The organism is candidate division KSB1 bacterium (assembly GCA_034506335.1).
In the GTDB taxonomy this organism is placed as follows: Bacteria; Zhuqueibacterota; Zhuqueibacteria; order JANLFK01; family Oleimicrobiaceae; genus Oleimicrobium.
This window is the reverse complement of the sequence record JAPDPR010000008.1, coordinates 70,960-95,436: the sequence shown is the minus strand read 5'-3', so window position 1 is coordinate 95,436 and position 24,477 is coordinate 70,960. Positions and strand designations below refer to the sequence as shown.

Annotated in this window: 20 protein-coding genes; all 20 read right to left on the bottom strand. The window is 59.6% G+C overall.

What is annotated here, in order from left to right; genetic code table 11:
- Positions 1 to 1,977: glycoside hydrolase (locus ONB25_04600; protein ID MDZ7392170.1), on the bottom strand; the 1,977-nt coding region annotated here is incomplete at its 3' end.
- 47 nt (positions 1,978 to 2,024) lie between these two features.
- On the bottom strand, positions 2,025 to 2,738 hold the full coding sequence (locus ONB25_04595; GenBank protein MDZ7392169.1) for a class I SAM-dependent methyltransferase: 714 nt from the start codon (positions 2,736 to 2,738) through the stop codon (positions 2,025 to 2,027).
- Positions 2,739 to 2,740: 2 nt separating this feature from the next.
- Complete coding sequence (locus ONB25_04590) at positions 2,741 to 4,474, bottom strand: glycosyltransferase family 39 protein (GenBank protein ID MDZ7392168.1); 1,734 nt, start codon at positions 4,472 to 4,474, stop codon at positions 2,741 to 2,743.
- Positions 4,475 to 4,484: 10 nt separating this feature from the next.
- Positions 4,485 to 6,230 carry a glycosyltransferase gene (locus tag ONB25_04585; GenBank protein ID MDZ7392167.1) on the bottom strand — a complete coding sequence of 582 codons (1,746 nt, stop codon included), beginning with the start codon at positions 6,228 to 6,230 and terminating at the stop codon, positions 4,485 to 4,487.
- Positions 6,227 to 7,228, bottom strand: a complete 1,002-nt coding sequence (locus ONB25_04580; protein MDZ7392166.1) for a polysaccharide deacetylase family protein — start codon at positions 7,226 to 7,228, stop codon at positions 6,227 to 6,229. The genes ONB25_04585 and ONB25_04580 overlap by 4 nt, the downstream gene beginning before the upstream one ends.
- On the bottom strand, positions 7,228 to 8,535 hold the full coding sequence (locus tag ONB25_04575; protein ID MDZ7392165.1) for an FAD-dependent oxidoreductase: 1,308 nt from the start codon (positions 8,533 to 8,535) through the stop codon (positions 7,228 to 7,230). The genes ONB25_04580 and ONB25_04575 overlap by 1 nt, the downstream gene beginning before the upstream one ends.
- A gap of 9 nt (positions 8,536 to 8,544) precedes the next feature.
- Positions 8,545 to 9,573 (bottom strand): GDP-mannose 4,6-dehydratase, encoded by a 1,029-nt coding sequence (locus ONB25_04570; GenBank protein ID MDZ7392164.1) that lies wholly within the window; start codon positions 9,571 to 9,573, stop codon positions 8,545 to 8,547.
- Between the two features lie 38 nt (positions 9,574 to 9,611).
- Positions 9,612 to 10,808, bottom strand: coding sequence for a peptidoglycan bridge formation glycyltransferase FemA/FemB family protein (locus ONB25_04565; protein MDZ7392163.1), 1,197 nt, complete (start codon positions 10,806 to 10,808; stop codon positions 9,612 to 9,614).
- The gene (locus ONB25_04560) at positions 10,805 to 11,725 is read right to left on the bottom strand and encodes a polysaccharide deacetylase family protein (GenBank protein MDZ7392162.1); all 921 of its coding nucleotides are present in this window, start codon (positions 11,723 to 11,725) and stop codon (positions 10,805 to 10,807) included. Before ONB25_04560 ends, ONB25_04565 begins: the two co-directional genes overlap by 4 nt.
- Positions 11,718 to 12,620 carry a glycosyltransferase family 2 protein gene (locus tag ONB25_04555; protein ID MDZ7392161.1) on the bottom strand — a complete coding sequence of 301 codons (903 nt, stop codon included), beginning with the start codon at positions 12,618 to 12,620 and terminating at the stop codon, positions 11,718 to 11,720. Before ONB25_04555 ends, ONB25_04560 begins: the two co-directional genes overlap by 8 nt.
- Before the next feature lie 2 nt (positions 12,621 to 12,622).
- A complete protein-coding gene (locus ONB25_04550; GenBank protein MDZ7392160.1) occupies positions 12,623 to 13,906 on the bottom strand; it encodes an O-antigen ligase family protein in 1,284 nt (427 codons plus the stop codon).
- 4 nt (positions 13,907 to 13,910) lie between these two features.
- The gene (locus tag ONB25_04545) at positions 13,911 to 15,356 is read right to left on the bottom strand and encodes an oligosaccharide flippase family protein (GenBank protein ID MDZ7392159.1); all 1,446 of its coding nucleotides are present in this window, start codon (positions 15,354 to 15,356) and stop codon (positions 13,911 to 13,913) included.
- Positions 15,353 to 16,480, bottom strand: coding sequence for a DUF354 domain-containing protein (locus ONB25_04540; GenBank protein ID MDZ7392158.1), 1,128 nt, complete (start codon positions 16,478 to 16,480; stop codon positions 15,353 to 15,355). The genes ONB25_04545 and ONB25_04540 overlap by 4 nt, the downstream gene beginning before the upstream one ends.
- A 62-nt stretch (positions 16,481 to 16,542) precedes the next feature.
- The gene (locus ONB25_04535; GenBank protein MDZ7392157.1) at positions 16,543 to 17,676 is read right to left on the bottom strand and encodes a DegT/DnrJ/EryC1/StrS family aminotransferase; all 1,134 of its coding nucleotides are present in this window, start codon (positions 17,674 to 17,676) and stop codon (positions 16,543 to 16,545) included.
- 4 nt (positions 17,677 to 17,680) lie between these two features.
- Complete coding sequence (locus ONB25_04530; protein ID MDZ7392156.1) at positions 17,681 to 18,163, bottom strand: N-acetyltransferase; 483 nt, start codon at positions 18,161 to 18,163, stop codon at positions 17,681 to 17,683.
- Entirely contained in the window at positions 18,160 to 19,167 is a 1,008-nt protein-coding gene (locus tag ONB25_04525; GenBank protein MDZ7392155.1) for a Gfo/Idh/MocA family oxidoreductase, read from the bottom strand. The genes ONB25_04530 and ONB25_04525 overlap by 4 nt, the downstream gene beginning before the upstream one ends.
- An 18-nt stretch (positions 19,168 to 19,185) precedes the next feature.
- Positions 19,186 to 20,532, bottom strand: coding sequence for a sugar transferase (locus ONB25_04520; protein MDZ7392154.1), 1,347 nt, complete (start codon positions 20,530 to 20,532; stop codon positions 19,186 to 19,188).
- A gap of 33 nt (positions 20,533 to 20,565) precedes the next feature.
- Positions 20,566 to 21,390: a CpsD/CapB family tyrosine-protein kinase gene (locus tag ONB25_04515; GenBank protein MDZ7392153.1), complete on the bottom strand. Its 825-nt coding sequence runs from the start codon at positions 21,388 to 21,390 to the stop codon at positions 20,566 to 20,568.
- Positions 21,391 to 21,401: 11 nt separating this feature from the next.
- Positions 21,402 to 22,859, bottom strand: coding sequence for a GumC family protein (locus tag ONB25_04510; GenBank protein ID MDZ7392152.1), 1,458 nt, complete (start codon positions 22,857 to 22,859; stop codon positions 21,402 to 21,404).
- Between the two features lie 84 nt (positions 22,860 to 22,943).
- On the bottom strand, positions 22,944 to 23,801 hold the full coding sequence (locus ONB25_04505; protein ID MDZ7392151.1) for a hypothetical protein: 858 nt from the start codon (positions 23,799 to 23,801) through the stop codon (positions 22,944 to 22,946).
- Positions 23,802 to 24,477 lie beyond the last annotated feature (676 nt).

Sequence of the window (24,477 nt, the reverse complement as noted above, 5' to 3'; positions counted from 1 at the left end):
GGACAGGACAAATCCTGCTCCCTGCGCACCCACGTCCGCGAAGTGGTTGAGGGTCAACCAGTCGTAGCGCGCGTTGCGCGGCGAGTAGTGACCCCCCTGGGTCGTCAGGCGCGCTAGTATTATAGCACCGACCTCCTCATGCCACACATCCGCACCGGGGAAAGTGTGCGAGAAATCCCATGTGTAGAGCTGGGAAAAGTTCTGCATGACTTCGTTGCGAATCTCAACCCGATCGAGGTCGCGGAACAAAGTGATTCTCGTCACGTGAGACAAGGGCGAGGCGCCGCTGGCTGTGAGCGTGACGGAGACAGGTCCCGCTTCCTCCATGACCACGGTGCCGCTCCCCGGACCGAGACAATTGAGTCCTCCCTCCTGTCCGGCAAGCTCTGTGTATCCACGACGTTTATCCACAAGGCTTGTTATGGCACCGTTGTCAGAAACTGTTAGGCGGTAGAGGTCAGTTTCGACCGTCGGACCTGAGGTCTGGGCCCACTGCGGGAAATCTTTGCCGGGTCCAGGTTGAACCTCAAACACGCGATAGCCTGTTGGTGGTACCCGCGCAGCCAATACGCGCAAGGTGACGTGCCCTGTCACGGCGTGCCTCTGGGCCGGCACCTGTTCGCCTGTCTCCACATCCACCACCGTGCAGGGGAAGGGTCCTTCGTAGGGAAGATCCGCATAGTCGGTGCGCTCCCATCCCAGTGGGTTAAACACCGCAAAGCGCGGAAAGGCCCCTGCAGGAATCAGCCTGCCCAGATGGGTGCTCGCATCGCTGTAGAGGCTTTCCACATAGGCCTCGATCTCCTCGGCAATACGCCGCTGCCAGGCCGCGCGCGCCTGCTTGGTGATGTGCCCGTCAGCGGTCCACGCATGTTCGAAGTACAAACCCATGTCCATCCAGGCGCGCTCACGGGCCTGCTCCCTTCCGGCCATGAATGTAGGCTCGTGCACGCACACCAGCGCAGCCAAGGCCTCTGCGGCACGCAATTTCTCGATGCTACGCTTCACGCGCGCCGAGACTTCCGCCATGGAGGCGCAATAAAGGTCCCATTCATTCCCAAAACTGCAGGCAAGGGTCGGTAGGTTGTTCCCATAGGTGGCCTCAAAGTCCTGAAAGAAATCCAGTTCGTTGGAGACAATCACCCGCCTTCCAGGAAGCGTTTTTTCCTTCGCAGCGCGAACGAATTCGTCGGTGAGTACCTGCAGCTCATCCCATCCTTTCCCGAACAAACCAATGACCGAGTAGGGGTAGATGGAACGAAAGTAGGGGTCCGCATCTACAAAGTCGATGACGCCAAAGGTGTCGTACGCTTCAGCGTATCCCCCCGGCCCCTGGTTGCCGTGATAGACCATGGAATACCATTTCATGAGGATCCTGCTTCCATCCGGCCCCTCCCACCAATAGGCCTCGTGCGGCCGACCATAGATGTCCTCGATCTGCGTGAGGCAGGCACAAACACCTTTCCACGAGTAGCGAGCCCCAGCACCTGCCCACAGGGCGCCGAGCCCATAAGGGAGGGTCTGATTCTCCATGGAAATCGCTATGGGAAACTTTAGTCCGAATCGCCGCTCTAACGAACCTGGGTAGTACATGCTGCGCAGCACGCCCTCCATTGGCATGCCCCCGTAGCAGACGACAAGGGGATTGAGCGGCACGCCGATGTGTCCGCTGCGCATGCGATCCACGAGCCGGGCAAATTCAGCCGCAGAGCGGTGCTTCTGGTAGGTCCAAACCCAGTAGCTTCCGTCGCAGTTAAAGCGGCTTTGGAAATCCGAAGGCTCGCCCGCCGTGGCGTCTGCCAAGTCCAGGTAATAGTCGAGCATGGAGAGAAACGCCTGCCGGTAGGTTTCTTCATCCGCGCGCCACATGTAGTCGGTGTGGTCGTCGTTGGCAATGTAGATGCGCTTCTCGGACTGTGCCCTCCCGACACCTACCAAGCAGGCCAACAAGAGAGCAAGCGTTTTGGCAGTGACCATGCTGCTCCACAGAGTTAATGGGTGAACGCGAATTGACGGGCTACGAGTCATGGAGTGCACGCAACCCGAGCCATTTTCGAGGGGACGTGATGGATGGACGTGCCCTGGGGCAGAGGCAAAGGTCGTAACCGCATGGCGCGATAAAGACGAAGGCTTCTGCCCACCCCGGGTGGGAAACGCAATTCCTTATCCAATGTGAAGTGCTCGAGCAGGCAACCGCAAATCATTTCTCGTCTATTGCCAAAATCCTGCGCAGGATTCACACCGGTCAGGAGCCTGAACCCCAGATCGATGAGGGGGGAGGCCCCGGGTGTGACAACGACCAGGGCACCAGATGGCTTGAGGACGCGGCGTATCTCTCGGCAGGCGCGTGAGAGGTCGGGCACGAATTCAAGGGCGCTAATGGCCACCACGGCTTGGAAGCTTGCGTCGAGAAAAGGGATGTTCTCGGCGCTGGCCCTGACTAGGTGGGCCTTCACCCCTTCGCCGCGCAACACTGCTCGCACCGCCGCGGCAAACTGGTGCACGTCCGCACCCATGACGGGTGCGGTAATGTGCGTCAGCTCTGGCAGGAAAATGCCGCTGCCGTACCCTATTTCAAGCACCGGCCCGGAGTCAATCTCCTGCAGCAGCTTCCGACAAAGTCTAAACCTCTGGCGCTGGATGAAACCGAGTAGGGGCCGAAAATTCCAATCGGCATGGTCTACAGGTCCGGTCCGAACAAGTGCATTCTTGGGCAATAGGCGGAGAGGGGTACGCATTCTTAGTGCTCCTCCGTTTTCGCATAGGAAAGAGAAAGGCGAGCCTCGACTTCACCACATGCCGAAGCATCGGCAGGCACGAGCCGAAAAACCTGGAGGTCACCACATTCCGCCACCAGGGGAAAACGCTCGGCCAGCTCCTGAGCGAACCCTGGCTTTTGGGCCACAGCTTCGCGCTCCGCCACAAACCAACGCGCTCCGCGCATGGCCAAACTCTCCAGGGCAGCGAAAGACTGGTTCTCAATCGCAACATTGAAGCCTTTGTGCTCCAGCCAATAGAAAAGGTAGGGAGCATTTATGGCCAGAGGGTAGCCGTCCTCATCCACACTGTGCCCGCCAGAGGCGACGATCAAATCGTCGGCTGGGATGTGGTGCCGCACTTCTCGCGCGCACTGGTAGATTGCCTGCATGTGGGAAGGATGCACATCCTTCGCGATCCGGAAACCGCACAGAATCAGCGAGGAGGCGGCACAGAAAGGAATGCATGCTCTGCCCAGCCAGCCATGCCACCCCAGAACGGGCTTGGGCCCGCCGCTTGCCCTCGGGAACCCTAACGCCACAATCGCCCCTCCACCCGTAATTAGACCTGCCGCTAGGATCGTGGGTCGAAAGCTAGTCAGGAGGCGCGCAAGAACAATTATTACCGCTAATGCCCCTGCGACGACCAACCCCACGCTCCTTCGCCGCTGCGACCCTCTCACTACCTCCCCTAGCCCATGGCCAAACAGTAACGCCGCTGGCGGCACACTTGCCACGTGATAGTAGATGGACCAGTCCTCGCTGGTAGTGCGCGATGCGATGACATAATAGACCAATACCGCCAGCGTCCACAGGGCAGCGAGGATGGCGCCCCGCTCCCGCCTCCGCCAGAGACCATAGGCAGCGACAACCCAGCCTAAAGGCATCCATACAAAGAGCGCCTCTATCCTTAGGATGCCCAAGACGAAGCGCGGGTTCGTGAAAAAGTCCAACCCGATCCAGTGGTATTCGTTGGACAGGCCAAGCGAGTTGCCGTAGTCCAGCCACAACCGATGGGCATGCGTATACCAGAGCACCGCAGGGAGTACGATGAGCGCCGCCAATGCCCACAAGCGTCTGCTTCTTAGCCCTCGGCGCCCCTTGCGCACAAGAACCAGGCCAAGGAACAGCAACCCAATGTGAGCGCTGTTCACCTTTGCCAGGAGGGCACAGGAGGCACTCCCTGCGGTAAGCCAGTACCAGAGCCACTTCTCCTCGTCTAGCCAGCGGAGGAACGTGTACACCGCCAGGATGATGAAGAAAAGCATGATGGCTTCTGGTTGCAGAGAGTTGGCGACCCTGATGCTAAGGGGGCTTAGCACGAAAAAGGCCGCGGCAGCAAGTGCAGCTTGAGGACGCAGGAACCTGCGAGCAAGCGCAAAAAACGCCAGCATAGAGCCGATGGAGAAAACAAAGGGCACTAACCTCCCCACCTGCTCGCGAAGGCCCAGGATCTTGTACAGCAGGGCGATTTGCCATGAGAGGGCTGGGAATTCCATCTCGGCATATCCCGGCCCATCACCGCGCCAGTCAATGCGCGGATAGAGTATGTTCATTCCCTCCTGGTAGAAATTGCGCGCTACCGCGGCCATGTCGCACTCGCGCCAAGCTTCCCGTACCGAGCCATCCACCGGACGCCACAGGTCTATGGCCCGCAGCCAGACTCCAAGGCCGAGGAGGAGCGCGTACAGCCCGCCATGTGACAGCTTTCTCTTCATCGGGCGCCCGTCACTCCACCGTAACGGCGGGCTCAGGATGTGGTTCAGGCCTGGTTCCCTTTGGTACGCCGTCTGCTATTCCGACGCGGGTTCGGGCGCACTCAGAACGAAGACTTGTCCGCAACCGCTGTGCGGCGAGGTCGAGCAGCAGGCGCAAATGTCCCCGGATCGTGCTTACTACCTTCATCTTGGAGTAGCCAAGCAACCTGCTGTGCAGCACGGTGGGGAACTCGACGATTCTTCCGCCGGCTTGGTCCACCTTGGCGAGGAGCTCCACGATGCCGATAAAGTTGCCGTGTGACAGAGTCAGATCCGCCACGGCGCTGCGGCGATAAACACGGCAACAGCTCGAATAGGTGGCCAGCTTGTTGCGGAATACCAGGTGGTAGGCCTTGGACAGGTGCTTAGAGAGCAACAGACGCCAGCGTGGCACATTGAACACTGCCCCTTGCCGATGGTAGGGTGAGGCAACCACGACGTCCACCCCCTCACGCAAAAGGGGTATCATTTCCAACAGATCAAGCGGGTCGTAAGTGCAATCGGCGTCGATGGAGCAGACCATCTCCGTGTCTGCCGCCCGTAGGCCAGTCTGAATAGCTGCGGCCACACCGCGATTGCTCCCGTGCCGAAGGACACGACAGTCGCTTCGGCCCTGAAACATCCGGAGTAGCTCCTCGCCAGTTCCATCGCTGCTGGCGTCGTCAACGAAGAGGAAGGTGAAGCGGTACTTCCCTTCCGCGGCGCGTTTCAAGTCCGCCAGCGCATGGGACAAATATGTCAGAGAGCTGGTCTCGTTGTAGCAGGGAATAACCAGCGTCACGGGTTCACCGCGCGCTGCACCATCTTTTGTCAGGTCGACCCGGCATAGGCTAACCCCCTCCGAACGCACCGCTCCAGCAGCTTGAGGAACCGGGTCCAAACCCAGGTACTGGCTCACGCTTTCAAACTGGGCGTTCTTCAGATACAGGTGAAGGTGCTCCGCAATGCGCCCAAGATTGCGATATTGCCGCACATGGGCGAGTACGCCCATGTTGTTGATGCGGGGCAATTCCACGTCCAACTCCCATGGATGGAAGTAGAGCACGAACGGCTCGGCGTTCTCCAAGGTCCAGCGCTGGAACCCGCGCCGAGTGAACCATTGCGGCAGCTGCCTCAGATAATTGCCGCCGGCAACCGGGACATTGAAACCTAACACCCGAGCGGTGGGCGGCGGCAATTCCCATAGGCGTCCCCGCGCGTTCTCGTAGAGATGCAGCCGGCGACAGTCACAGTCGCCCCTGAGAGACCAAAGGCGTGGGCGCATGCTGGCGTCATAGCGGTACCCTTCGTCGATGAGCACGTCCAGGACCCAACGATCTGCAGGAGAAAGCCAGCCCAATGCACAGCGATAGCCAAGCACGCGGGGCGCTCCGGCTGCCACCAGCGCTTCCTCGGCCCTGTGCAGGTCCTCACGGAATTGCTCCGGAGTCAGTCTTCGCACATCCTGGGGCAAGTAACCGGCGCTGGCAATCTCGTGGCCCTCTGCCACCAGGCGCCGCACCAGCTCAGGCCTCTGCTCGGCCAGCCATCCCAGAGTGAAAAAGGTCGCTTTCACGCCGTAGGCTTCAAGAAGACTACATACCTTGTCGACGTTCTCATCAATTCGAGAGCTCAGCCGGTGCCACTGGCGGGTGCCGATCACCTTCCGGAACACACAGCGGTGGTAGTAGTCGTGGAGCAACACGGTAATCACGTGTCGCCTGGTACCAATGGTCATTGAGACTCTCCTCCTGTGTGCACAGCCAGCACGGGAAGTTTTTCTTTCCTCAAATGCTGCGCGAACTCGCCCATGGGTCGCAGGGAGTAGCAAGAGACCAACCGGCCCAATACCTCGTCGGCCACGTCAAGTTTGTCCTGCCAGCGCACCCTCATGGCTGGGAAGAACGCGAGCTCTGGCGCATCCTCCACGTCCAGAAAGTCAAGCGGATGTAGGAGAAAACTGGGAGGCGTGCCCGTGGCCCGACAGAGGAACAGCGCAAGCTCAAAGTAGGCCCTCATGAGAGGCCGAGACTTTTCCGCCAGGTACATCAGGTAACTGAGGTGAAAAGGAGTTCTCAGCCCGGGTATGGTCGTGACCGGGATCTCCACCACGCGGCGACCGTTCGCGGTCAAAAAGTGCGGGCCCACAGGCCTCAGGCCGTCGCGGAAGGTGCCAAAAAGGCCCTCCCGGTGTCTGCGCTCTTCTTCGGACAGCGTGCTTCTCTTGAGGAAGTACGCTCTAGCCAGCGGTGCCAAGACCGTCGGCAGCGAGGAGGCGTCGAACGAGTAGTCCAGCTCGGCCAATACCTCAATGAGCGAGGGGCTCCAGCTGAAGCCGGGACCGCGGAAGCCAACAGGCGCTGTCCCCGTGATGCGGACCAGTTCCTCATGGGTAGCGAGCACCTCCAGCTTGATGTCCTCGCGCGTATAGCGCTGCAGCCACGGCTCGTGATGATAGGAGTGATTCCCCAGCTCGTGTCCCTCCTCAACGATAGCCCTAAGCAAATCCTGGTTCTGTGTGCGGGCCGCATCGTGTCCGACAACAAAAAAGGTGAGGCGCAGATTGCGGGGAGCCAGGAACGAAAGGATGCGGGGCACCGCCACCTGTAGGTACGACGGGAACTCCTGCCAGCGGGCATCCCCGCGAGTGCGCATGTAGGACCATTTGTCGTCTAGGTCCAGCGAAATGGTCGCCAAGGGTCTGCTGTCGCCCATCCGGGCCTCGACCGTGCCCATCACGAACTCCCGATGACTGTTGCCGCTTCCTCTGCCTGGCGCACCGCTTCGTTCACATTGAGCGTGGTGGAAACAATTTGCGCCGAATTAACGATAAAGAGGCCCGGCGTGCTCGCGCGCATTGGCGGCGCTATTTCCGAATAGCCCAGGGTCGGCAAAGCGAACACGTGCCCATCCCTGGTCACAGTCCACCCTGCTATGTCTTCTTGCTTGAGCGCCGGGTACATTCGCTGCAAACCGTTAAGGAAAGATTCCAGCACCTCTTCGTCCGGAGTGAGGAACAACTGATCATCAGAAGGCACATACTTGGGCAAATACACCAGCGTGTAACCCTGGAAAGAATCGGCTCCCACCAGGGCAGACATCTCGATAATCCCGGTGAATGGTAGGCCTTCGTCAGCGATGTTAGTGAGGTAGTATCCTCCCAGAGGCTTCCGCAGAAGCAGGGCCAAACAGACAATCCCCATGTAACTTGCCTTTCGTAGCTGTGTCTGCTCTGTTTCGCTGAGCCAGGGGCAGGAAGACAGTATGGTCGGGTTGGGCACGGTGAGCACCACCTTGGCAGCGCGGTGAACCGCCCCGTTCGCAAAATGGAGAAGAAAGCCCCCTTGCTCACGAGGCTCAACGCGCCAAAGCCGATGGTCGCACTTGAGGGTCACGCCGCGCTTTTCGAGCACCCGCTTCATGGCGCCTACCACCGAGCCATACCCTCCTTGCACGTAACCGAGTTTTTCCTTTTTGTCGCCACTAACCCGGGCGCCATACAACCTGCGCACCGTGGCCCAGATGAACGCGGCCGAGGCACGGCTATACTCCTCCCCAAGCTTGGCGCGCAGCAGTGGCACCCAGATGCGGGCACACACGTTCCGGCCTGACCATCTGCGGAGCCATGCGACTGCAGATACCCTGTCCAAACTTCGCCAGTTCCTCAGCCTGGAAGCGTACAGAACATTGAGCCCAAAGCGGAGCCGATCCACCACCGAGAGGACCGGTAACAGAGCAAATTCCCGTGCCGACGACACTGAGTGGAGTGCGCCATCGATGAACAGGCCGGTGCGGGTTTGCTCCCAGACTACCTGCTTGGAGAGCCCCAGCTCCGCAAGCAGCGCAAGGAGGCACGAGTCACCGGGCAGAATCACGTGGTAGTACCGGTCCCAGCGGACGCTGCCAATCCGGGCACTTCCAGCAAGCCCGCCGAGTTCGGGCTGGGCCTCAAACAGGGCAACACGCTTGCCTTGTCCAGCCAATCTGTGGGCCAGGGCCATGCCAAGCATGCCGCCCCCAACTATGGCGATGTCTTTACCCACGTGCCCTCCTTAACCAGCGACAACGCTCGCAGCCCGTGCGACCATACACCCGGTTGAAGCCTCGTAGAGTCCCATTACCTTACGCTGCCAGCGAATGGTCCTCTGCAGGCCCTCTTCAAGACTGACTGCGGGGACATAACCGAGCAGCCTCTGCGCTTTCCGGAGGTCCGGCACGCGCCGGCGCACGTCTTGGTAAGGACGACCATTGAACGATGAGTACGGGACAAACTCCAGGGCCAGTGGACGCCCTGTTCTGCACAGGCGATGGATCAAGTGGGCTAGCTCCAGGATGGTGATCTCCTGGGTGCCGCCCAGATTGAGGATTTCTCCGTTGGCTGCCTCGGAAGTTATCGCCCGCCCTATTCCATTCACCACATCAGACACGTAGGCAAAGGTACGGGTCTGCAGTCCATCGCCATGAATCGGCACCGCCTCCCCGCGCAAAATGTGGCCGATGAATACTGCCTGTGGACCGCCCCACCAGGAGAGGTGATGGCGAGGCCCATAGGAACCAAAGATCCGGAGAACCACCACTGGGATGCCGTATTCCTCCTGATAAGCAAAGGCAAGGTGTTCGTCAAACACCTTCGACACGGCGTAACCCCAGCGCGCTACCTTGCTGCTGCCGAAGACCGAGTCGCTTTCTTCGTGGAACGGCAAGTGCTCGTTCTTGCCGTATACGTCCGAGGTGGAAGCCAGCACCACTTTCGCTCCTGTGCTCCGTGCCACCTCCAGGACGGCGTGAGTCCCCTGACTGTTGACGAGAAGGGTATCGATGCTCTTGCCATAACGGGGGATTTTGAAGGCGGCCAGGTGTACGATGACGTCGGCCCCTTTGCAGATGCGGCGCAAAACCGTGCGGCGCCGCACGTCCTCGCAGTGAAAGCTGAAGCGCGGATTGCCCAAGTGGTGCCGCACGTTGTCTAAAGTCCCCATTGACAGGTTGTCGATGCCAACAACAACATGGCCCTCTTCCAGGAGAGCATCGAGCAAGTGAGAGCCAATAAACCCTGCGCAACCAGTTACCGCGATTTTCATAGGTCTGCCCCAGCCGTGTGTGTGAGAGACATAGGCCTTCATTTCTGGCCCCTTGTTAGGTCCGCTGCCTCCAGGGCAACGGTAGTGCTTTCCTCAGGCTTTGTGGCGCCTGCGCGCGCCGCTCGTCGCAAGGCCCGGCGCGAGTGCAGTGCACTCAGAGCTAACCTGGTGCGACGGTAGGTGGTTTGCAGGGCCTGCACTGCTCCCAAGGCCGTAGCGCGAAGCATGTCCGGACAGCTCTCGAACTGCCCAAGATAAACCGCTTCCTCGCCCAATTTGCCCGCCAACCCCTGTTTGAAGTGGTATCCACCCGGGTTGGTCACGGGGTCGATGCCCCCCAAGTCATACCATTTGCAGCCACGAGCCTTCAGCTGTTCTAAGGCGTGCCACTGCACGGCAAAAGAGGCACGGGTAGCCCGCCCCTCCTGGTTGCTTGCCGCCAGAAGCATGATGCCCTTCTCTCCCGTCCACGACAGGACGGCGCCGGCTACGACCCGTCCAGCTGTGTGACCGAGCACGACCAGCTGCTTCTGTTCCGGCGCCAGGAGTTCCTGCATGGCCGCAAACTCCTCGACTCTGGTGAAAGTAGCAAAGCCCTTTGCCTCCACCATGGTGCGGTAAACCTTCATGAACTCCGAAAAAAACTCAGCGCTAGTTCCGGACCTGACAGCAACACCGAAACGTCTTTCTGCCTGGTTGAGGTTGTTGCGCCACCTCTGGAGGAGATTGGCGCGCAACTCCTCGAGCGTCGGCCGAAGGTCCACCACCAGCGTCCGCAGTGGGGGAATGAACGGCGCCGGGCGAAAACCCTCATCCACAAGTACCCTTTTGTACGGTTCTGGATTGCCCAGAGACCAAAGATTCACGTTCAGGCGCAAGATCAACCTCCGGGCGCACACGAACTCATTGCGCAGAGCTCGCACTGCCTGCCGAAAGGTCTCCAACGTTTCCTCGGTTGCGCCGTTGCGAAACAGAGGACCATAACGCACGTAGGCAACGCCGAGGCCGAGCATGGGTGCGCGAAATAGGCGTGCCTGTGCTGCCGCCACTATCTTGCCGGAGCGCCGCAGCAGAAGGTGGGTGATGTTCTGCTCGCCCCAGCGCACCGCGCCATAGGCCCAAGTCTGATACACCGTGAGGTCAGCGAAATCGGCCACCACCGCATCCCACTCGTGCCTTCGAAGAGGACATACCGACACCGCATAACGTGCCGACAACCTGCGAGGTCCACTCATTGCGAAGCTCCTTGCTCAATCGTCTCACCGGTCATGCGCCCCACCATTCTGCACTTGCCACGGGCTGCCGGCCAAGAGGACGCCCGGGGCGCAACTATCCGGCCATTGATCTTCCTCGGAACAAAATGGGCCTTTGTCCGGCTGGCACAGGCAAGCCACCGGTAGGCACCGCGAATTTTCAGAAAGAACTCTATCGGCCAGTCGCTGGGATCCACTTTCACCCTACCAACGACAAGTGGTACCTGCTCGCTGGTCACCAACGTCGGGGTGATGGAAAACGCCCGCGTGTAGCCCGTCTTGTGCAAGGCAGCGCACACCCGAGCGTCATAGTCGCCATAAGGAAAGCTGAACATTGTGACTTCCCGTCCAGTCATGGCCTCCAGCGCGCTCCGCGAGTCGGTGAGCTCGCGCTCCAACTCTGTTGCGGGCAAGGTCGACAGGCAGGGATGGGTGACAGAATGCGAACCCAGGCTCACAAGCTGGGCATCAAGCTGAAGCAGTTCTGCCTCACTCATGACCCTTTGGGCCTCTTCGCTACAGCCCCGTACCATCTCCCATCCGGCAGTGCGCCCAAGAAAGCCCGTAGGCACAAACACCGCAGCAGGAATACCGCGTGCCCGCAGCACCGGGAGGGCATGTTCCGCAGAAACGACCAGGGCGTCGTCAAACGTGACAGAAAAGCACCGCTTCCCTGAGGGCAAAACGGTCGCGTCGGCAGGGACAGGCAGTGCGCAGCGAAGAGCCATCTCCATCTGGCGGGCGAATGCGCCAGCTCCCTGGGCCGTCACAGTGTGATAGTACAAGACTACCCAGCGGCTTGACGTGGATACGCCGAGTAGCGTGCGCACCCCGTCGACTATGCTGTCCAAGACCCACACAGCAGCGCTGACAAACAATCGGAAGAGTCGTTTAGGCATAGAGGGCCCTTCTCCGCAACAGTTGAGTGACGCGCGCCATTTGCCTTGCTCGCAAATGGGCCACAAATTGGCGGTCCACAGGCCGCTGCATCCTTCGCAAAGCCGCCCAGAGATAGCCGCTCAAGCGCAGCGTGCTCCCCACAAGCCACGGTACTTCGTTCAAACGACGTGCGAATTTGACGAGTTCGAAGAGCGGGTGGTAACCCACGGCATAGTCCGCTTGACCCTGGCAGAAACGGGCACGTAACAGCCGTCCATGGCCAGTCCCGGATTGACGATGGTGCCAGGCCTGGAGATGTGGAAAAGACACGACCTCCCACCCTCGCATACGCGCCATTTCGCTGGCAACAGTATCCTCATGCGCAAAAGGAAGAGGCATGTACCCGCCGATGGCCTCAAAGCACCGCCGCCTGAACATCTGCACTGCGCCGGCCACATAGTCCGGCGCGTTGCCATAACGTGCGCGAAAGGCACCCCTGGTCGGTTCCAGAATGGTCCCGCCGGCAATGCCCAACCGCGGCATCTGGCCAAACAGAGCCAGGAGCTGCTCGTAGTAACGTGGCTCCACGGTGATGTCGGCGTCCAATACCCCCACGAACGCGAACGGCAAGGGACGGAGCTGCTCATAGGCCAGATTGATGGCGTGTACCTTTTGCGCGAATTGCTCACCGGACGGCTTCACCACCATGAGGCGCAAGAAAGGGTACCGAGCCAGATTCCGTGTCACCACTTCCCGGGTACGGTCTGTGGAACCGTTGTCCACGATGATCCACCGCAGGGGGAGCACCGTCTGCCTGGCGACGCTCACGATCGCCCGCTCAATGAAGAGCTCTTCGTTCCGCGCAGCGGTGATGAGCACGTAGCCGTTCTGGCTCTCTTTTCTAACCGCCTTCATGTCTATCCTCTCTGCAAACGCCCCCGGTCCCGCTGCCTGTCCGCGACGGCCAAATAGAAAACCCACAGCAAGGTCACAGGCCCAAGCCTTGTGCCTAGTATTGACTCAGTGAGCGAATGGATCATGATGATGGCGAAAACCGTAGCAGCGCGCAGGGCCATGTCCTGAGGGGCCCAGGCGTTCATCGCCCGGTAGTTGATGAGCCACCGCGCTGACAAGACCACTATGCCCGCGAATGCGAGTACGCCCACGAGTCCGGTGGTGAGAGCCACCTCCAGCAGCGTATTGTGGGCGTTGGCCGCGTAGAATTCCAGGGCCTCTTGCTCATCGTTAAGCACCAGCCGGCTGGTACCAAAACCGTGGCCAAAAATCATACGCAATGGGTCGCTGGTAATTTTTCGCACCGCCAGCGGCCAGATCTCCGCCCTGCCGCTCAACCGCGTCACCGACTCAAGAGAGGCAGTGCGGTTGAAGGCCAGGGCGGCATCTACTACCGGCTTTACGTTCATCGTCAAAAGCAGCGCTACCAGGACTACCACTGTTGCTATGCCGCCCAAGAGGGTCCAGCGCACATGAAAGCCCTCTACAGGCCTGTGACCCTGCAACAGCCACGCGCGCAAAAGTCCGCCGACGACGATGCTGGTCATGGCGTTGCGCGACCAGGACAGCACCACAATGGCCACCAGCAGCAGCCGCACCAGCCACATAGTCCAGCGGCGCGCCCAGCGCGTGGGCACAAACGTGAGCCAGAACGCAAGCGAGGCACCGAAACCAAGGGCATTCGCATGTGTGACGCCCATGCCAAGGCGCACCGGACCCTCTACTCCATAGGCTTCTTGGAGCTGTGGCGCCAAAACGCCAATCAGTGCGTCTTTGATCAGCAAAGCCACCATGACGACCAGCCACGCCCTCTCCACCTGCAGGAGCCGCTGGTCGTCGGCGCATGCGATCAGCCCTAGGGTAAGCAGGAGCCCACCGACCAGCAGCACCCAATAGCCGAGCACCAGCTTCGGGTCAGGCGCGAACAATGCAGAACACGCAGCGGCGACTGTGTAAGCAAGTACTGCTAGATAACCGGGACCGCCGCGCTCGCCTCGCCGCAGTAGGACAACTCCGACGCCCGCTCCCAGGAGGCAGGCACCAAGTCGGGCGACAACCAGCCAGTCCACTTGTGCCGCTTCTTCGACGTCGCGCACCCGCAAGTATGTGCCCGTGAGCACCATGATGCTCACCCAGACCACCAGCCCGAACAGAAACAAGGGCTTGCTCACGATGTCACGCCTCATCTGGTCAGCTCCCATAGCTGGCCGCCTCCTGTGTGCGCAAGGCCGACACGTTGAGCACGCCAAACTTTTTCGCACCCCCCAGAATTATCAGCACCGCGGCTGCACCCAACGCGTAAAACAGGGGCGCACTGCTCACCCGGCTCAGCCACCACACTGCGGCCAGTCCGGTGAAAGGCAACGCAACGCTGCCTGCCAGGCGGCGCCATTGGAGGGCCACCGGCACGTGCCGCATGCCCACACCCAGCAGCAACAGCGCCATCGCAGCGTGAGTCAGATCATAGACGGCCACCGCGCCATGCATGCCCCATACCCGGATTAGAAGCACGTTCAGGAGCACGCCTGCCACCGTTACCGCGCAGACAATCCCTGCCGCCAGCTTCGTTTTGCCGGGGATGAGAAGGAGCGACTCGCCCACATAATGGATCCCCATGCAGGCCACCCCAGGAAGAAGCGCAAAGACTATGTCATAGCCACGGGCGTACTCCGGTGGCGCAATCAACGGCATGAGGTCCCTGAACACCAGTACGATAGCCATGGCCACGAAGCCGAACACAAGCAGAAGGTGAATGAGTGCCTCTGCGATGAAGCGGCGCAGCAGGGGCGAATTCGCAGCCCCGTAGACCGCCGGTTCGTATGCGAGTTGGAAAGGCAGAATGAGAGTAATCACCGCGATTTGAGCTATTTTGTAGCCCAGCGAGTAAACCGCCACCTGGTCAAGTCCGGCGAAAAGGCTCATCGCGTAAAGGGCAGAGCCATCGATTGCTATGTCCCCGGACATGGAGAAGATCAACGGGAATCCGAACCGGACCAGCCTGCGCATAGTGCTCCGCTCGACCGCCAGACCGGTTCTCATGGCGATGGCCACACTGACCACCACCCACATGAGCCCATAACTCCCGATATACGCGGCGATGACGCCTTGCAGTCCCATACGGAGCTGGAGAAGCAGCGCTGCACTGCTCGAGGCCAGGAGCACAAAAACTGCACCGTTCAACACCACAAATTGCACACCCTTGTTGCGCGCGCGAAAATACGAGACGGTGAGCATCCACAACGTTTGCGCCAGGGCTGCCATACACGTCAGAAAGACCAGGAAACCTGGCTCCGCTGTGTGGAGCACGGCCGCGAACAGAGGACGCATCACACTTATCGCCACAGCGGTCACCGCAACTCCCCCCGCCAAGACCAAGGCGTAGGCGCTGCCCAGGAGACGTCCCAATTTCCCTGCTTCCGCGTACTCGGCGCAAAAGCGCACAAAAGCTGTCCTGACCCCGAGGCCCATAAGGATCCCGAGAATCTGCATCGTCAGGAGCAAAGTGGCCAGCACCCCATAATCCCGAATGTTCAGTGTATGCGTGTAGAGCGGGATGAGGAGGAACGCTCCCGCGCGCAGCGCGGTGTTGCCAACGGCATAGATCACCGTCTCTTTGGCCAGGGCCCGCAGCTTCATCGTGCACTCTCCTTGCAGGTTGCCCCCTCCACCGCGGGCCTCGCGGCAGAGCCACCGTGGGTCCCCATGCCGATTACCGACAATACCTCGTCCACAACTCTGTGGACAAGACTCGGGCTTGCACACCTGGGCACAGGGCCGACTTGGCGGCGCTCGACAGCCACCTTCGAACGAACGTCGGCCTCGTCGTTGAGCAACACCAGTCGTCCATGTTCAGCCAGGTATCGGTCCACTGCACCGATCTTGCCTCGGAAGATGCTGTACACAGGCACTCCCAATGCTGCTGCCTCCCGGTTCATCGTGCCGCCGCCGCTCACGACCAGGTCTGCGTTCCAGATCAAGTTGAGACCATCCAAGACTTCCTCGGGCACCATCAGTCGACCACATGCAATCAAGTCCGGCCAGGACTTTCTAACCTGCCTGGCCTGCTCATCACTTCGCGCCAGAACCACTGTCTTCACTGAGCTAAAGCCACCAAGAAACTCAATGACAGCGTCAAAAAGTCCTTCCGCCGCCGGGTTGTGGTAGTGAGCCTCGGTGGCTGGGGGGCGGACAATCGCCAGCACGTCATCTTCCCCCACTCCCAGCTCTTTGCGCAACCCGGGGTCCGGCGTGAAAAAGGGAACGTAGAGGTCCTCCTTTATCCCTGGGTAAGAGCAGACCCGGCGCGCGTATTTGCGCAGCGCGGCCTTCGGCACCATTTCTGGTACTAATATCATGGTCGCGCGGACGAAGGGCAAAAGCTGAACGTGCTCGTAGTCGACCATCACCACCCAGGGCATCCGCAGGGCCGCAGCCACCAGCATCTGCGAGCGTGACCCATGCGACAGGGCCAGGGCCGGTCTAGCGCGAAGCGCATGGGGCACTAACTGCAGCGCACGCACGAACAAGCCAAGGAGCTTCAGGCTCTTGTGCCGACCATAGTGTCGACCCACTTTCCGATAGGGCAGCCCAGCGCGATCGGCCAAGCCGCACACTTGAAAGCAATCGCGCACGGTAATCACTACCCGAAAGCCCCTTCGCTCCAGCTCTTTGACCAGCGGCGCAAAGAGCACTACGTGCGGCGAATTGTCCATGTCGATCCAAATCGGCCGACCCGGCCGGTCATATTCGCGGGCATCCACCTCTGTGGTCCTTAGCCATTTTCACGTTTCTGTCGTTCATTATCGCTTGCCTCTGACTCCCATCACACAGCAATGGCATAGCGCACGGCTTCTTTCATCACGAACAGCTCGATAGCCCTGGCCACATGCTCGATTTGTTCACGGGTGAGCTCGGGATACATGGGCAAAGAAAGGAACTCACGAGCGCATTGTTCTGCTACCGGGAAGCTCCCCTCTCGCAAACCGAGAGAGCGGTAGGCGTCCTGCAAGTGGATCGGCACAGGGTAGTGGATGCCGCAATGGATATCCCGCTTGGCAAGATGCTCCATGAGCGCGTCGCGCTGCTCGGTGCGAATGGCATACACATGGTAGACGTGCCGGCCATAGGGCGCCTCAAACGGGGTGGTCACAGCAGGCGAGCCGCCCAGCATGCGCTCGTACAGGGCCGCGTGTTGACGCCGCGCCCTGTTCCACTCTGGCAGATGGCGCAACTTGACGCTGAGCACCGCCGCCTGTATGCCATCCATGCGGTCGTTCCACCCCAAGAGACGGTGGAAGTACTTCTTCTCCTGTCCATGGTCCCGCAACATGCGGATGCGCTCCGCAATCGCCGCGTTGTTGGTGGTCACCGCGCCGGCTTCGCCGTACGCACCCAGGTTCTTGCCTGGATAGAAGCTGAAGCAGCCGGCATCGCCGATGGAACCCGCCATGCGCCCTTTGTATTCTGCCCCATGGGCCTGGCAGGCATCCTCAATTACATACAGACTGTGGGCGCGGGCAATCTCCATGATCGGGTCCATGTCGGCCGTCTGCCCGAAAAGGTGCACCGGAATAATCGCCTTGGTCCGCTCGGTGATGGCCTGCTCCAGTAAGGCAGGATTCATCGTGTAGGTACGCTCGTCCACATCCACGAACACCGGACGCGCCCCACAGAAGGAAATCGCCTCAGCAGTAGCAATGAAGCTATTGGGTACCGTGATGACCTCGTCGCCCGGACCCACCTCTATCGCACGGAGAGCAAGCCAGAGGGCAGACGTGCCACTGCTTACACCCATGGCATAGTCACAGCCACAGAAGGCGGCAAACTCCTTCTCAAACTTTTCCACAAATGGTCCCCCTGCAAACGCAGTCTGCTCCATTACCTGCTGCACCGCCTCCCTGACTTCCTCACCGATAGCCCGGTATTGAGCCTTGAGGTCAAGAAACGGTACCTTCATCTTCTTACTCCTCCTGGTTGATTCGACGCAGCACGCGCGCTGGATGTCCGGCGACGATGGTGTTCGGTGGTACGTTTCGCGTGACCACACTACCTGCTCCTACTATGGCATTCTCGCCTATGGTCACACCGCACAGGATCGTGGCATTGGAGCCGATGGAAGCACCTCTCTTCACCACGGTGGGCACCACCACCCAGTCCTGCTCCGATTGCAGTGCTCCCTCAGGCGTGGTGGCCCTGGGGTAGCGATCGTTGATGAAAACCACCCCGTGGCCGATAAAGCAATTGTCTTCGATGGTCACCCCCTCGCAAATAAACGTGTGACTGGAGATCTTACAGTTCCTGCCCACCTTGGCGCCCTTTTGAATCTCTACAAATGTGCCAATCTTAGTGCCATCCCCGATCTCGCAGCCATAGAGATTGACAAAGTCGTAAATCTTGACGTCTTTTCCCAGCTTGACGCTGTCAGCGATCAGGCTGTGTCTCATATTCTCACTTCCTTCCCTCTGGCCTTCACTGACTGCTGTGCTGCCTCCAGGATGCGCACTACCATCAAGCCATCTTCTCCGCCGACCACGCCGTCGGTGCCCTTTTCCAGACAGTCGATGATCCGTTCCACCTCAACGGCAAGGGCTTCACGGCTGTCGATCTTGGGACAATACATGTCGCCAGTTCGATACTGCACCAACATGTGGTAGACGTCGTCGGCGCTCTGCACAACGTCCACACCCTTGTCGTAGATGCGTACCTTCTCGCTGGGCTGGTTGTCGTCCCACACGACCATCCTCTTGCTCCCTGCTAGGAGCGTCTGCCGAATCTTGACCGGCGAGAGCCAATTGGTATGTACGTGGGCGATCAGGTGGTCGGGGTAGTAGACCGTCAGATAAGCCACATTCTCCAGCCCGTTGCCAAAGTTGTCGATACCGGTGGCGACCACACTTTCGGGCTTGCCGGGGAGCAGGTGGTGCATGATTGACACGTCGTGCGGCGCCAAGTCCCAAAGCACGTTCACATCGTGCTGGAAAAGCCCCAGGTTCACGCGTACTGAATCGAAGTAGTAGAGCTTGCCCAGCTCGCCGTTGTCTATCAGCTCCTTGATCCTTCGCACCGCGCCGGTGTAGATGAAGGTGTGGTCCACGAAGAGTTTCAACTGCTTGCGGGCCGCCAGTTCTACCAGCTCTTCTGCTTCTGCAGTGGTAGAAGTCATCGGTTTTTCGATGAGCACGTGCTTGCCGGCAAGAAGAGCGGCGCGGGCGATCTCGAAATGCGTGGAAACCGGGGTGCACAGCACCACCAGATCCGTCTTGGTGTCTTTGAGAACGGCCCGATAGTCCGTGGTCGTCTCAATCGAGGGGTAAGTGCGACGAATGAGGTCAAGACGATTCTGGGCCAAGTCGCAGCAGCTGACAACCCTGGCTCGGGGGTTTGCTGCGAAGTTGCGCACCAGGTTCGGCCCCCAATAGCCAACGCCAATCACACTAACATTGAGCATCGCGTTCCCTCCTCGCCGTTAATGAGCACCACGCGCGGCGAACACCGCCGCGAAGGTCTTCAAAATCAGTTTGAGGTCAAGCCAAAACGAGCGTTGTGCCGCGTAACGGAGGTCCATTCGCACCATCTCGTCGAACGTCGTCGAGCTGCGCCCGTACACCTGCCAAAGACCAGTGATGCCAGGTTTCGCCTCCAGGATGCGTCGCAGGTGCCAACTCTTGTAGGACTCCACCTCGAAAGGGAGAGGTGGCCGCGGTCCCACCAGGCTCATCTGCCCCAAAAGCACGTTGATGAGCTGCGGGAGCTCGTCCAGGCTGGTACGGCGCAGGAAGTGTCCTACACGTGTCACTCGCGGGTCATCAACGAGCTTGTAAACAGGCTTCTCCTCCGTGCCCAGATTAACCTCCGTAGTTCTTCCTTCGATCAGTTTCTTGACATAATCACGGTGCACCGCATCATCGCAGCCAACTCTCATAGTGCGGAACTTGAACATGGTAAAGTGCTTGCCTTGATAGCCAACTCGCTCCTGGCGAAACAGCACCGGCCCTTTTGAATTCAGCTTAACCAGTAAGGCTATGAGGAGCCACAAGGGCGCAGTCACCACCATGCCAACCACCGCAGCCACTATGTCCAACGCTCTTTTGGCTACTCGATAACCCACATCAGAGCACCTGGCCAAGTCCAGAAAGAGCGGAGTGCTCGCTACTGCCGCGCCCAGCGGCTCGCAGGAGACGTTCCAGATTATGGGCGCCCCAGGCAGAGCTGGAATCGAGGTGCCTTGGTGACACATGCCACCTCGTACACTGCCCTGATCAAAGTTTTGCCCATGCGGCAGGACCATCTCCAGCCTTTCGTAGCCTCCTGCACACGAAGCGGGGTAGGTGTACATCTGCACCGCCCGTAGGCAGAGGGCCGGGTCTGCTCCGTTGTTCCGCTCTCTGAGACGAGCCAGCATCTTCGCAGCCAACACACGGGCAGTACTCAACGGTGTGTCCAGAAGGAGGACCCCAAGCCGATGAGGACCGAATAGCACGCGGATGTCGTAGTCTCGGGTGTGTAAGGCAATTGCTTGCTTCACCGCGCCATGAAGGTCGTTCTGTCCAAGGCCCTCGCACAGCTCGAAAAGAAGCAGAGAGAATGGCGATCCAGTACGGTCTGTGCGGTGTCGCTCCTTACGCAGTATCTGTGCAAAGGCCTCGCGCGAGAGCCAGCCGTTGCACGGCCCTGTGGTGGGGACCTCCTCGTGGTGAGCATCGGTGGCAAGTTCAGAATGGTCCCATGGCTCGTGGAGGCTCATGTCAGCCGACACGTCAGGCTCTGGTGCTCTTTTCTGCTTGCCTGTGACCTGTGAAACACTACTCAACACTCTGTGTCACCTCCTCAATGACCCATGTGCGGCTCAAAGACGTTCGTAGAGCCATCTGGGTAGTTCGAAACGCCGTCTGTTAAGGATGGCACCCAACAGAGGGACCCCTGCGCGTTCCAGCAGCCGACGCGCCTCTGCCACGGCCTCCCATCTGGTGCTGTTGGCGCGTACCACCATCACCAGCGCGTCGCACACTCCTGCCAGCTTCACCCCCTCAGGAGAATGAAGGACCGAGGGAAGGTCCACCAGCACCAGACGGGCGTGATTGGCAATCTCCTGCAACGTTACGCGGAGGCGGTCCGGGTCCAGGGCCGATCTTCCTCGGTGGCCTGCGGGAATCACGAACAAGCTCGCGTTCTCCGCGCGCCGCGCAAAGGAAAGGGGTTCTGGACTGCTGATGGCCTCTGTCAGCCCGGGCTGCATCGGCATCCCGAACGCTTGATTGAGGGAAGGGTCTCCAATATTCGCATCCACGAGCACCACATTGTCGGCTCCAAGGGGCTGCCCCTGCATGGGGAGGGATCCGGTCTGTCCCCGCCCCAGGGGGGTCGACCCCTCGGACGCCAAGAGGTAGGAGATGGCGGCGATGCATGTGGAAACGCCTTCACCGGGCACAGCGCTGGTGAACCCGATGATCCGCGCCTTTTGGCCCACAGCCGTCAGTTCCAAAGTATGAGCGACCCGCCGCAGGTCGGAAAGAACGGTGGCCAAGCCTTCATTCCCCCGGGACGCGGAAGAGCGCTGCGCTAGGCGGCCCCTGGCGCTCAGGGACCTGCTCACTCGCGCGTCAAGCTCGCCAGCCTTTGCTCCTGCGGCTGTGAAGGGACGTGTCGCGGTGTTCTTCGCAGTACGTTCCATAATCTTCTCTCTCAGGCCCTGCGAGTTCGGGGCACTTCTCTCACGCTGCCCAAGACTGGTAGGCCTGTTTTCCACTCCAGCTCCGCCGGCTCGTGCAACGTGTGGTCAAAGTACTCGCGCACAAAGGCCATCGTCACCGAGGCACACATGGCCAAAAGCAGACCCAAAGCCAGATTCAGGCGTTTGCGCGGGCGCACCGGATAGAGGGGTGGCTCAGCCGGATTGATGACGCGCGCGCTCACACCTGTTTGCATCTTGGCCAGCGAGATGCGCGCCTCCTCCCGTTGCCGCAGCAGCATGGAGTAGATCTGTTGATTGTCGTCAATGCCCCGACTCAGCTGCGAGTATTCGTACTCTTGCCTGGCCAGAGTTTGGATGTCTTCCTTGATGCGCGCGATCGAGGACTGGAGTGCCTCCTCCTCAGTCCGGAGGGCTGCAATCGCCACCGTCTCCATCTGAATAATTTGCTCCACTTCCTCGGCGATCTGCCGCTGCGTGGCAGCAATCTGCTTCTCAATGTGGCGGACACCTTCATACTGGGGCGTAAAGCGAGTGAGAAGCTGCTCACGACGCATCTGCAGGTCCAGAAGCTCGCCGCGTAACTTGGCGATGTGCTTTTCCCGGCTAGGGCTATCACTGGCTTCAGTGGAGGGAACCCCCACGCGGCCCTGGGCCAACTCCTTCTTCAGTACCTCCAGGCGCGCTTCTTTCCCTATCCGCGCTGTCCGCACCTCGGTGAGCCGGGATTCATAATCAGAAAGGCGATTGAGCAGCACGGTGCGCTGCGCTTCTGGGGAAATCATCGCCGCAGCTTGTTTATAGTTGGCCTGCTTCTCCTGCAGTTCGCGCAGTTTTGCATCAGCAAGGCGAAGCTGCTCCTGAAAGAACTTGTAGGACTCGCTCTGGTCATGGAGCTGCGCGCGATAAATGGTATAAGCTTCCACAACAGCGTTGGCAGCAGCAGCGGCATACGTGGCGTTCTCTGCCTCGAAGCTCACTTGAACCACGTTGGTCTTCGGAGCGCTTGCCACCTGCAGTCTTTTGAGGAAAGCCATGACCTCCTGGTCTTTGGTCTTCGTCCCCGACGAGCCGGTCCGGATAAAGTGGCTGCTGCCAGGTACTGGTCCCACCTTCTCGAGCGCTCGAGCAGCCACCTGCCCACTGGTGAGAATCTCGATCTCGGCGTTCACCCAATCATAGCGGCTGTAGTCGGGTTGCACACTCACTCCCAAAAGAATCGTCTTCTCCGAGTCCACTTCACGTTCCAGCAGGAGTTTGGCGGTGGCTCGAAATGTCGCAGGTGTGAGGAACGTGACCGCCAGCACCGCAGTTAAGATGGCTCCGCCACTGAGGGCGATAAGCATCTTGCGCCGAAACAGGACGCGCAGAAAGCGGATCAGTGGACTGCTTCCGACGGGCTGAGCATACTCCTTGGCACCAATCGGTGAGCTCCCTCTCTCTCGGTTCATCACTATACAAAACTCCATGGATTGGGTTAGCCAACTTGCCACCCATCGCCATCCACACCTCCGCCATTGCTTATCGGTTCTCCATTAACTGCTTGCTGTCATCTCCAGTCGCACGGGTCGGCTTCTGTTCATTCCCTTCCGCGTGCACAACATGCGGTCGACAATCATCTCGAACTGGTCCTCGGTGCGATGGTTGTACCGCCACTCCAGTTCCTTGCACAGCATCAGCAAGTTTCCCCTGTTCAGAGCACGGTTTCCGATAATGTACTGCTTAGCGTACTGCCAGAAGCCGCCTATGTAGTCCACGTAGACTGAATTCTGAAAAACCCGCTTTCGGTGTCGCCAGGCGCGGCGTTCGGCCAGCACTACGACCGTGTCAAAGGCGCCCCACCGGTCGGTGTAGACTAGCATGCCCTTTCGCACACGCGCCACACCAGAATCCAACAGCTCCCGTGTTTGGTCTGGCTCGAGCATCTTCACCGTTCCCTGCTCGACGGTGTCGATGATGCCCACAGCCAGAACTTCGCGGCACCTACCATCTGATGAAAGCTCAATTCCCGCCTCCGAAAGGATCGCCTGACGGATGAATGCGTAGGCGCGCAACGCGGTCTTGTAGTTGATCCCGCACCGTGTGGCCGCCGTGTGCGTTGGAACCTCAAGGACGAAATAGTTCACCATCGATAACCATTGCGCCGGGGAGAGATTGAGCGCCGCAAAGGTTGTAGTGCGTAAGGGCCGGAATTCGCGCCGGCATCGGCGACACTTGAGACGATTTCTGCTCAGCAGATAGAAGCTCTCGAAACCGCAGTCTCCGCACCGCAACCACCCTGCCCGCTGCATGCGCTGCAGCACGTAGGCATACGAGGCATCCTCGTCTGTCAGTATCCTACTTAGTTCCAGCAGTCGCCGGCGGAACGAATCCATCTGATCGATCCCATCCAATGGTCCTTGCGATCACTCCTGACGGTAAGTATGCGGGGACCGATGGCCTCCCTGACGAGTGGCGGAAGACAGCACTCCAACCTCTCCGCCTGTCTGTCCATACGAGGCTTTCACGCTACATCAATAGTCCAAGCCGGTGCATGAACGGTCGTCGGGCGCAAACTACCCATTTCCGGCGCAGGGAAAGGCGATCACCTGCCCCACCATTATCCCGGAAAAGAGGTACAACGACCACATGGCCTGCGGCCTCGCTCCGCCCTGGCCTGGCCTCTGTGCGGCGTTACCTCGTGGCGCGAAACCACCCCGCTTTTCAAGCACTCAGTGAGAAACTAGTGAGTCGGAAGACTCAAAAGGAAGGAGATGTTAGTGGCCCGTGCTGAACAACAACCCAAAGCCCAGAGACTACTATCCACCCGCTCCAGCAGTGGCTAACAGTCTCTTTCCTTTTTCGAGATTGTCATTGTGCAGCCGAACTGCACACCAACATCCTTGTTGGTAGGTCGTCATCCATGCCATCCGGGAGAGTTCCATCGACTCGAATACCTCTGTCCGGACGGTGTAAATGTACAAAATCTGAACAAGAATATCAAGCAAAATTTTCATTCAGTGCCATTTTTTGCCACCTTTTTCACTGAGGCCAGTGCCCTTCCGTCTCAATGCTGCTCTCCATCGAGGA

Coding starts and splice junctions, on each gene's coding strand:
- ONB25_04595 (MDZ7392169.1), bottom strand. CDS start 2,738: ATGCGTACCCCTCTCCGCCTATTGCCCAAGAATGCACTTGTTCGGACC.
- ONB25_04590 (MDZ7392168.1), bottom strand. CDS start 4,474: ATGAAGAGAAAGCTGTCACATGGCGGGCTGTACGCGCTCCTCCTCGGC.
- ONB25_04585 (MDZ7392167.1), bottom strand. CDS start 6,230: ATGACCATTGGTACCAGGCGACACGTGATTACCGTGTTGCTCCACGAC.
- ONB25_04580 (MDZ7392166.1), bottom strand. CDS start 7,228: ATGGGCACGGTCGAGGCCCGGATGGGCGACAGCAGACCCTTGGCGACC.
- ONB25_04570 (MDZ7392164.1), bottom strand. CDS start 9,573: ATGAAAATCGCGGTAACTGGTTGCGCAGGGTTTATTGGCTCTCACTTG.
- ONB25_04565 (MDZ7392163.1), bottom strand. CDS start 10,808: ATGAGTGGACCTCGCAGGTTGTCGGCACGTTATGCGGTGTCGGTATGT.
- ONB25_04560 (MDZ7392162.1), bottom strand. CDS start 11,725: ATGCCTAAACGACTCTTCCGATTGTTTGTCAGCGCTGCTGTGTGGGTC.
- ONB25_04555 (MDZ7392161.1), bottom strand. CDS start 12,620: ATGAAGGCGGTTAGAAAAGAGAGCCAGAACGGCTACGTGCTCATCACC.
- ONB25_04550 (MDZ7392160.1), bottom strand. CDS start 13,906: ATGAGGCGTGACATCGTGAGCAAGCCCTTGTTTCTGTTCGGGCTGGTG.
- ONB25_04545 (MDZ7392159.1), bottom strand. CDS start 15,356: ATGAAGCTGCGGGCCCTGGCCAAAGAGACGGTGATCTATGCCGTTGGC.
- ONB25_04535 (MDZ7392157.1), bottom strand. CDS start 17,676: ATGAAGGTACCGTTTCTTGACCTCAAGGCTCAATACCGGGCTATCGGT.
- ONB25_04530 (MDZ7392156.1), bottom strand. CDS start 18,163: ATGAGACACAGCCTGATCGCTGACAGCGTCAAGCTGGGAAAAGACGTC.
- ONB25_04525 (MDZ7392155.1), bottom strand. CDS start 19,167: ATGCTCAATGTTAGTGTGATTGGCGTTGGCTATTGGGGGCCGAACCTG.
- ONB25_04515 (MDZ7392153.1), bottom strand. CDS start 21,390: ATGGAACGTACTGCGAAGAACACCGCGACACGTCCCTTCACAGCCGCA.
- ONB25_04510 (MDZ7392152.1), bottom strand. CDS start 22,859: ATGAACCGAGAGAGAGGGAGCTCACCGATTGGTGCCAAGGAGTATGCT.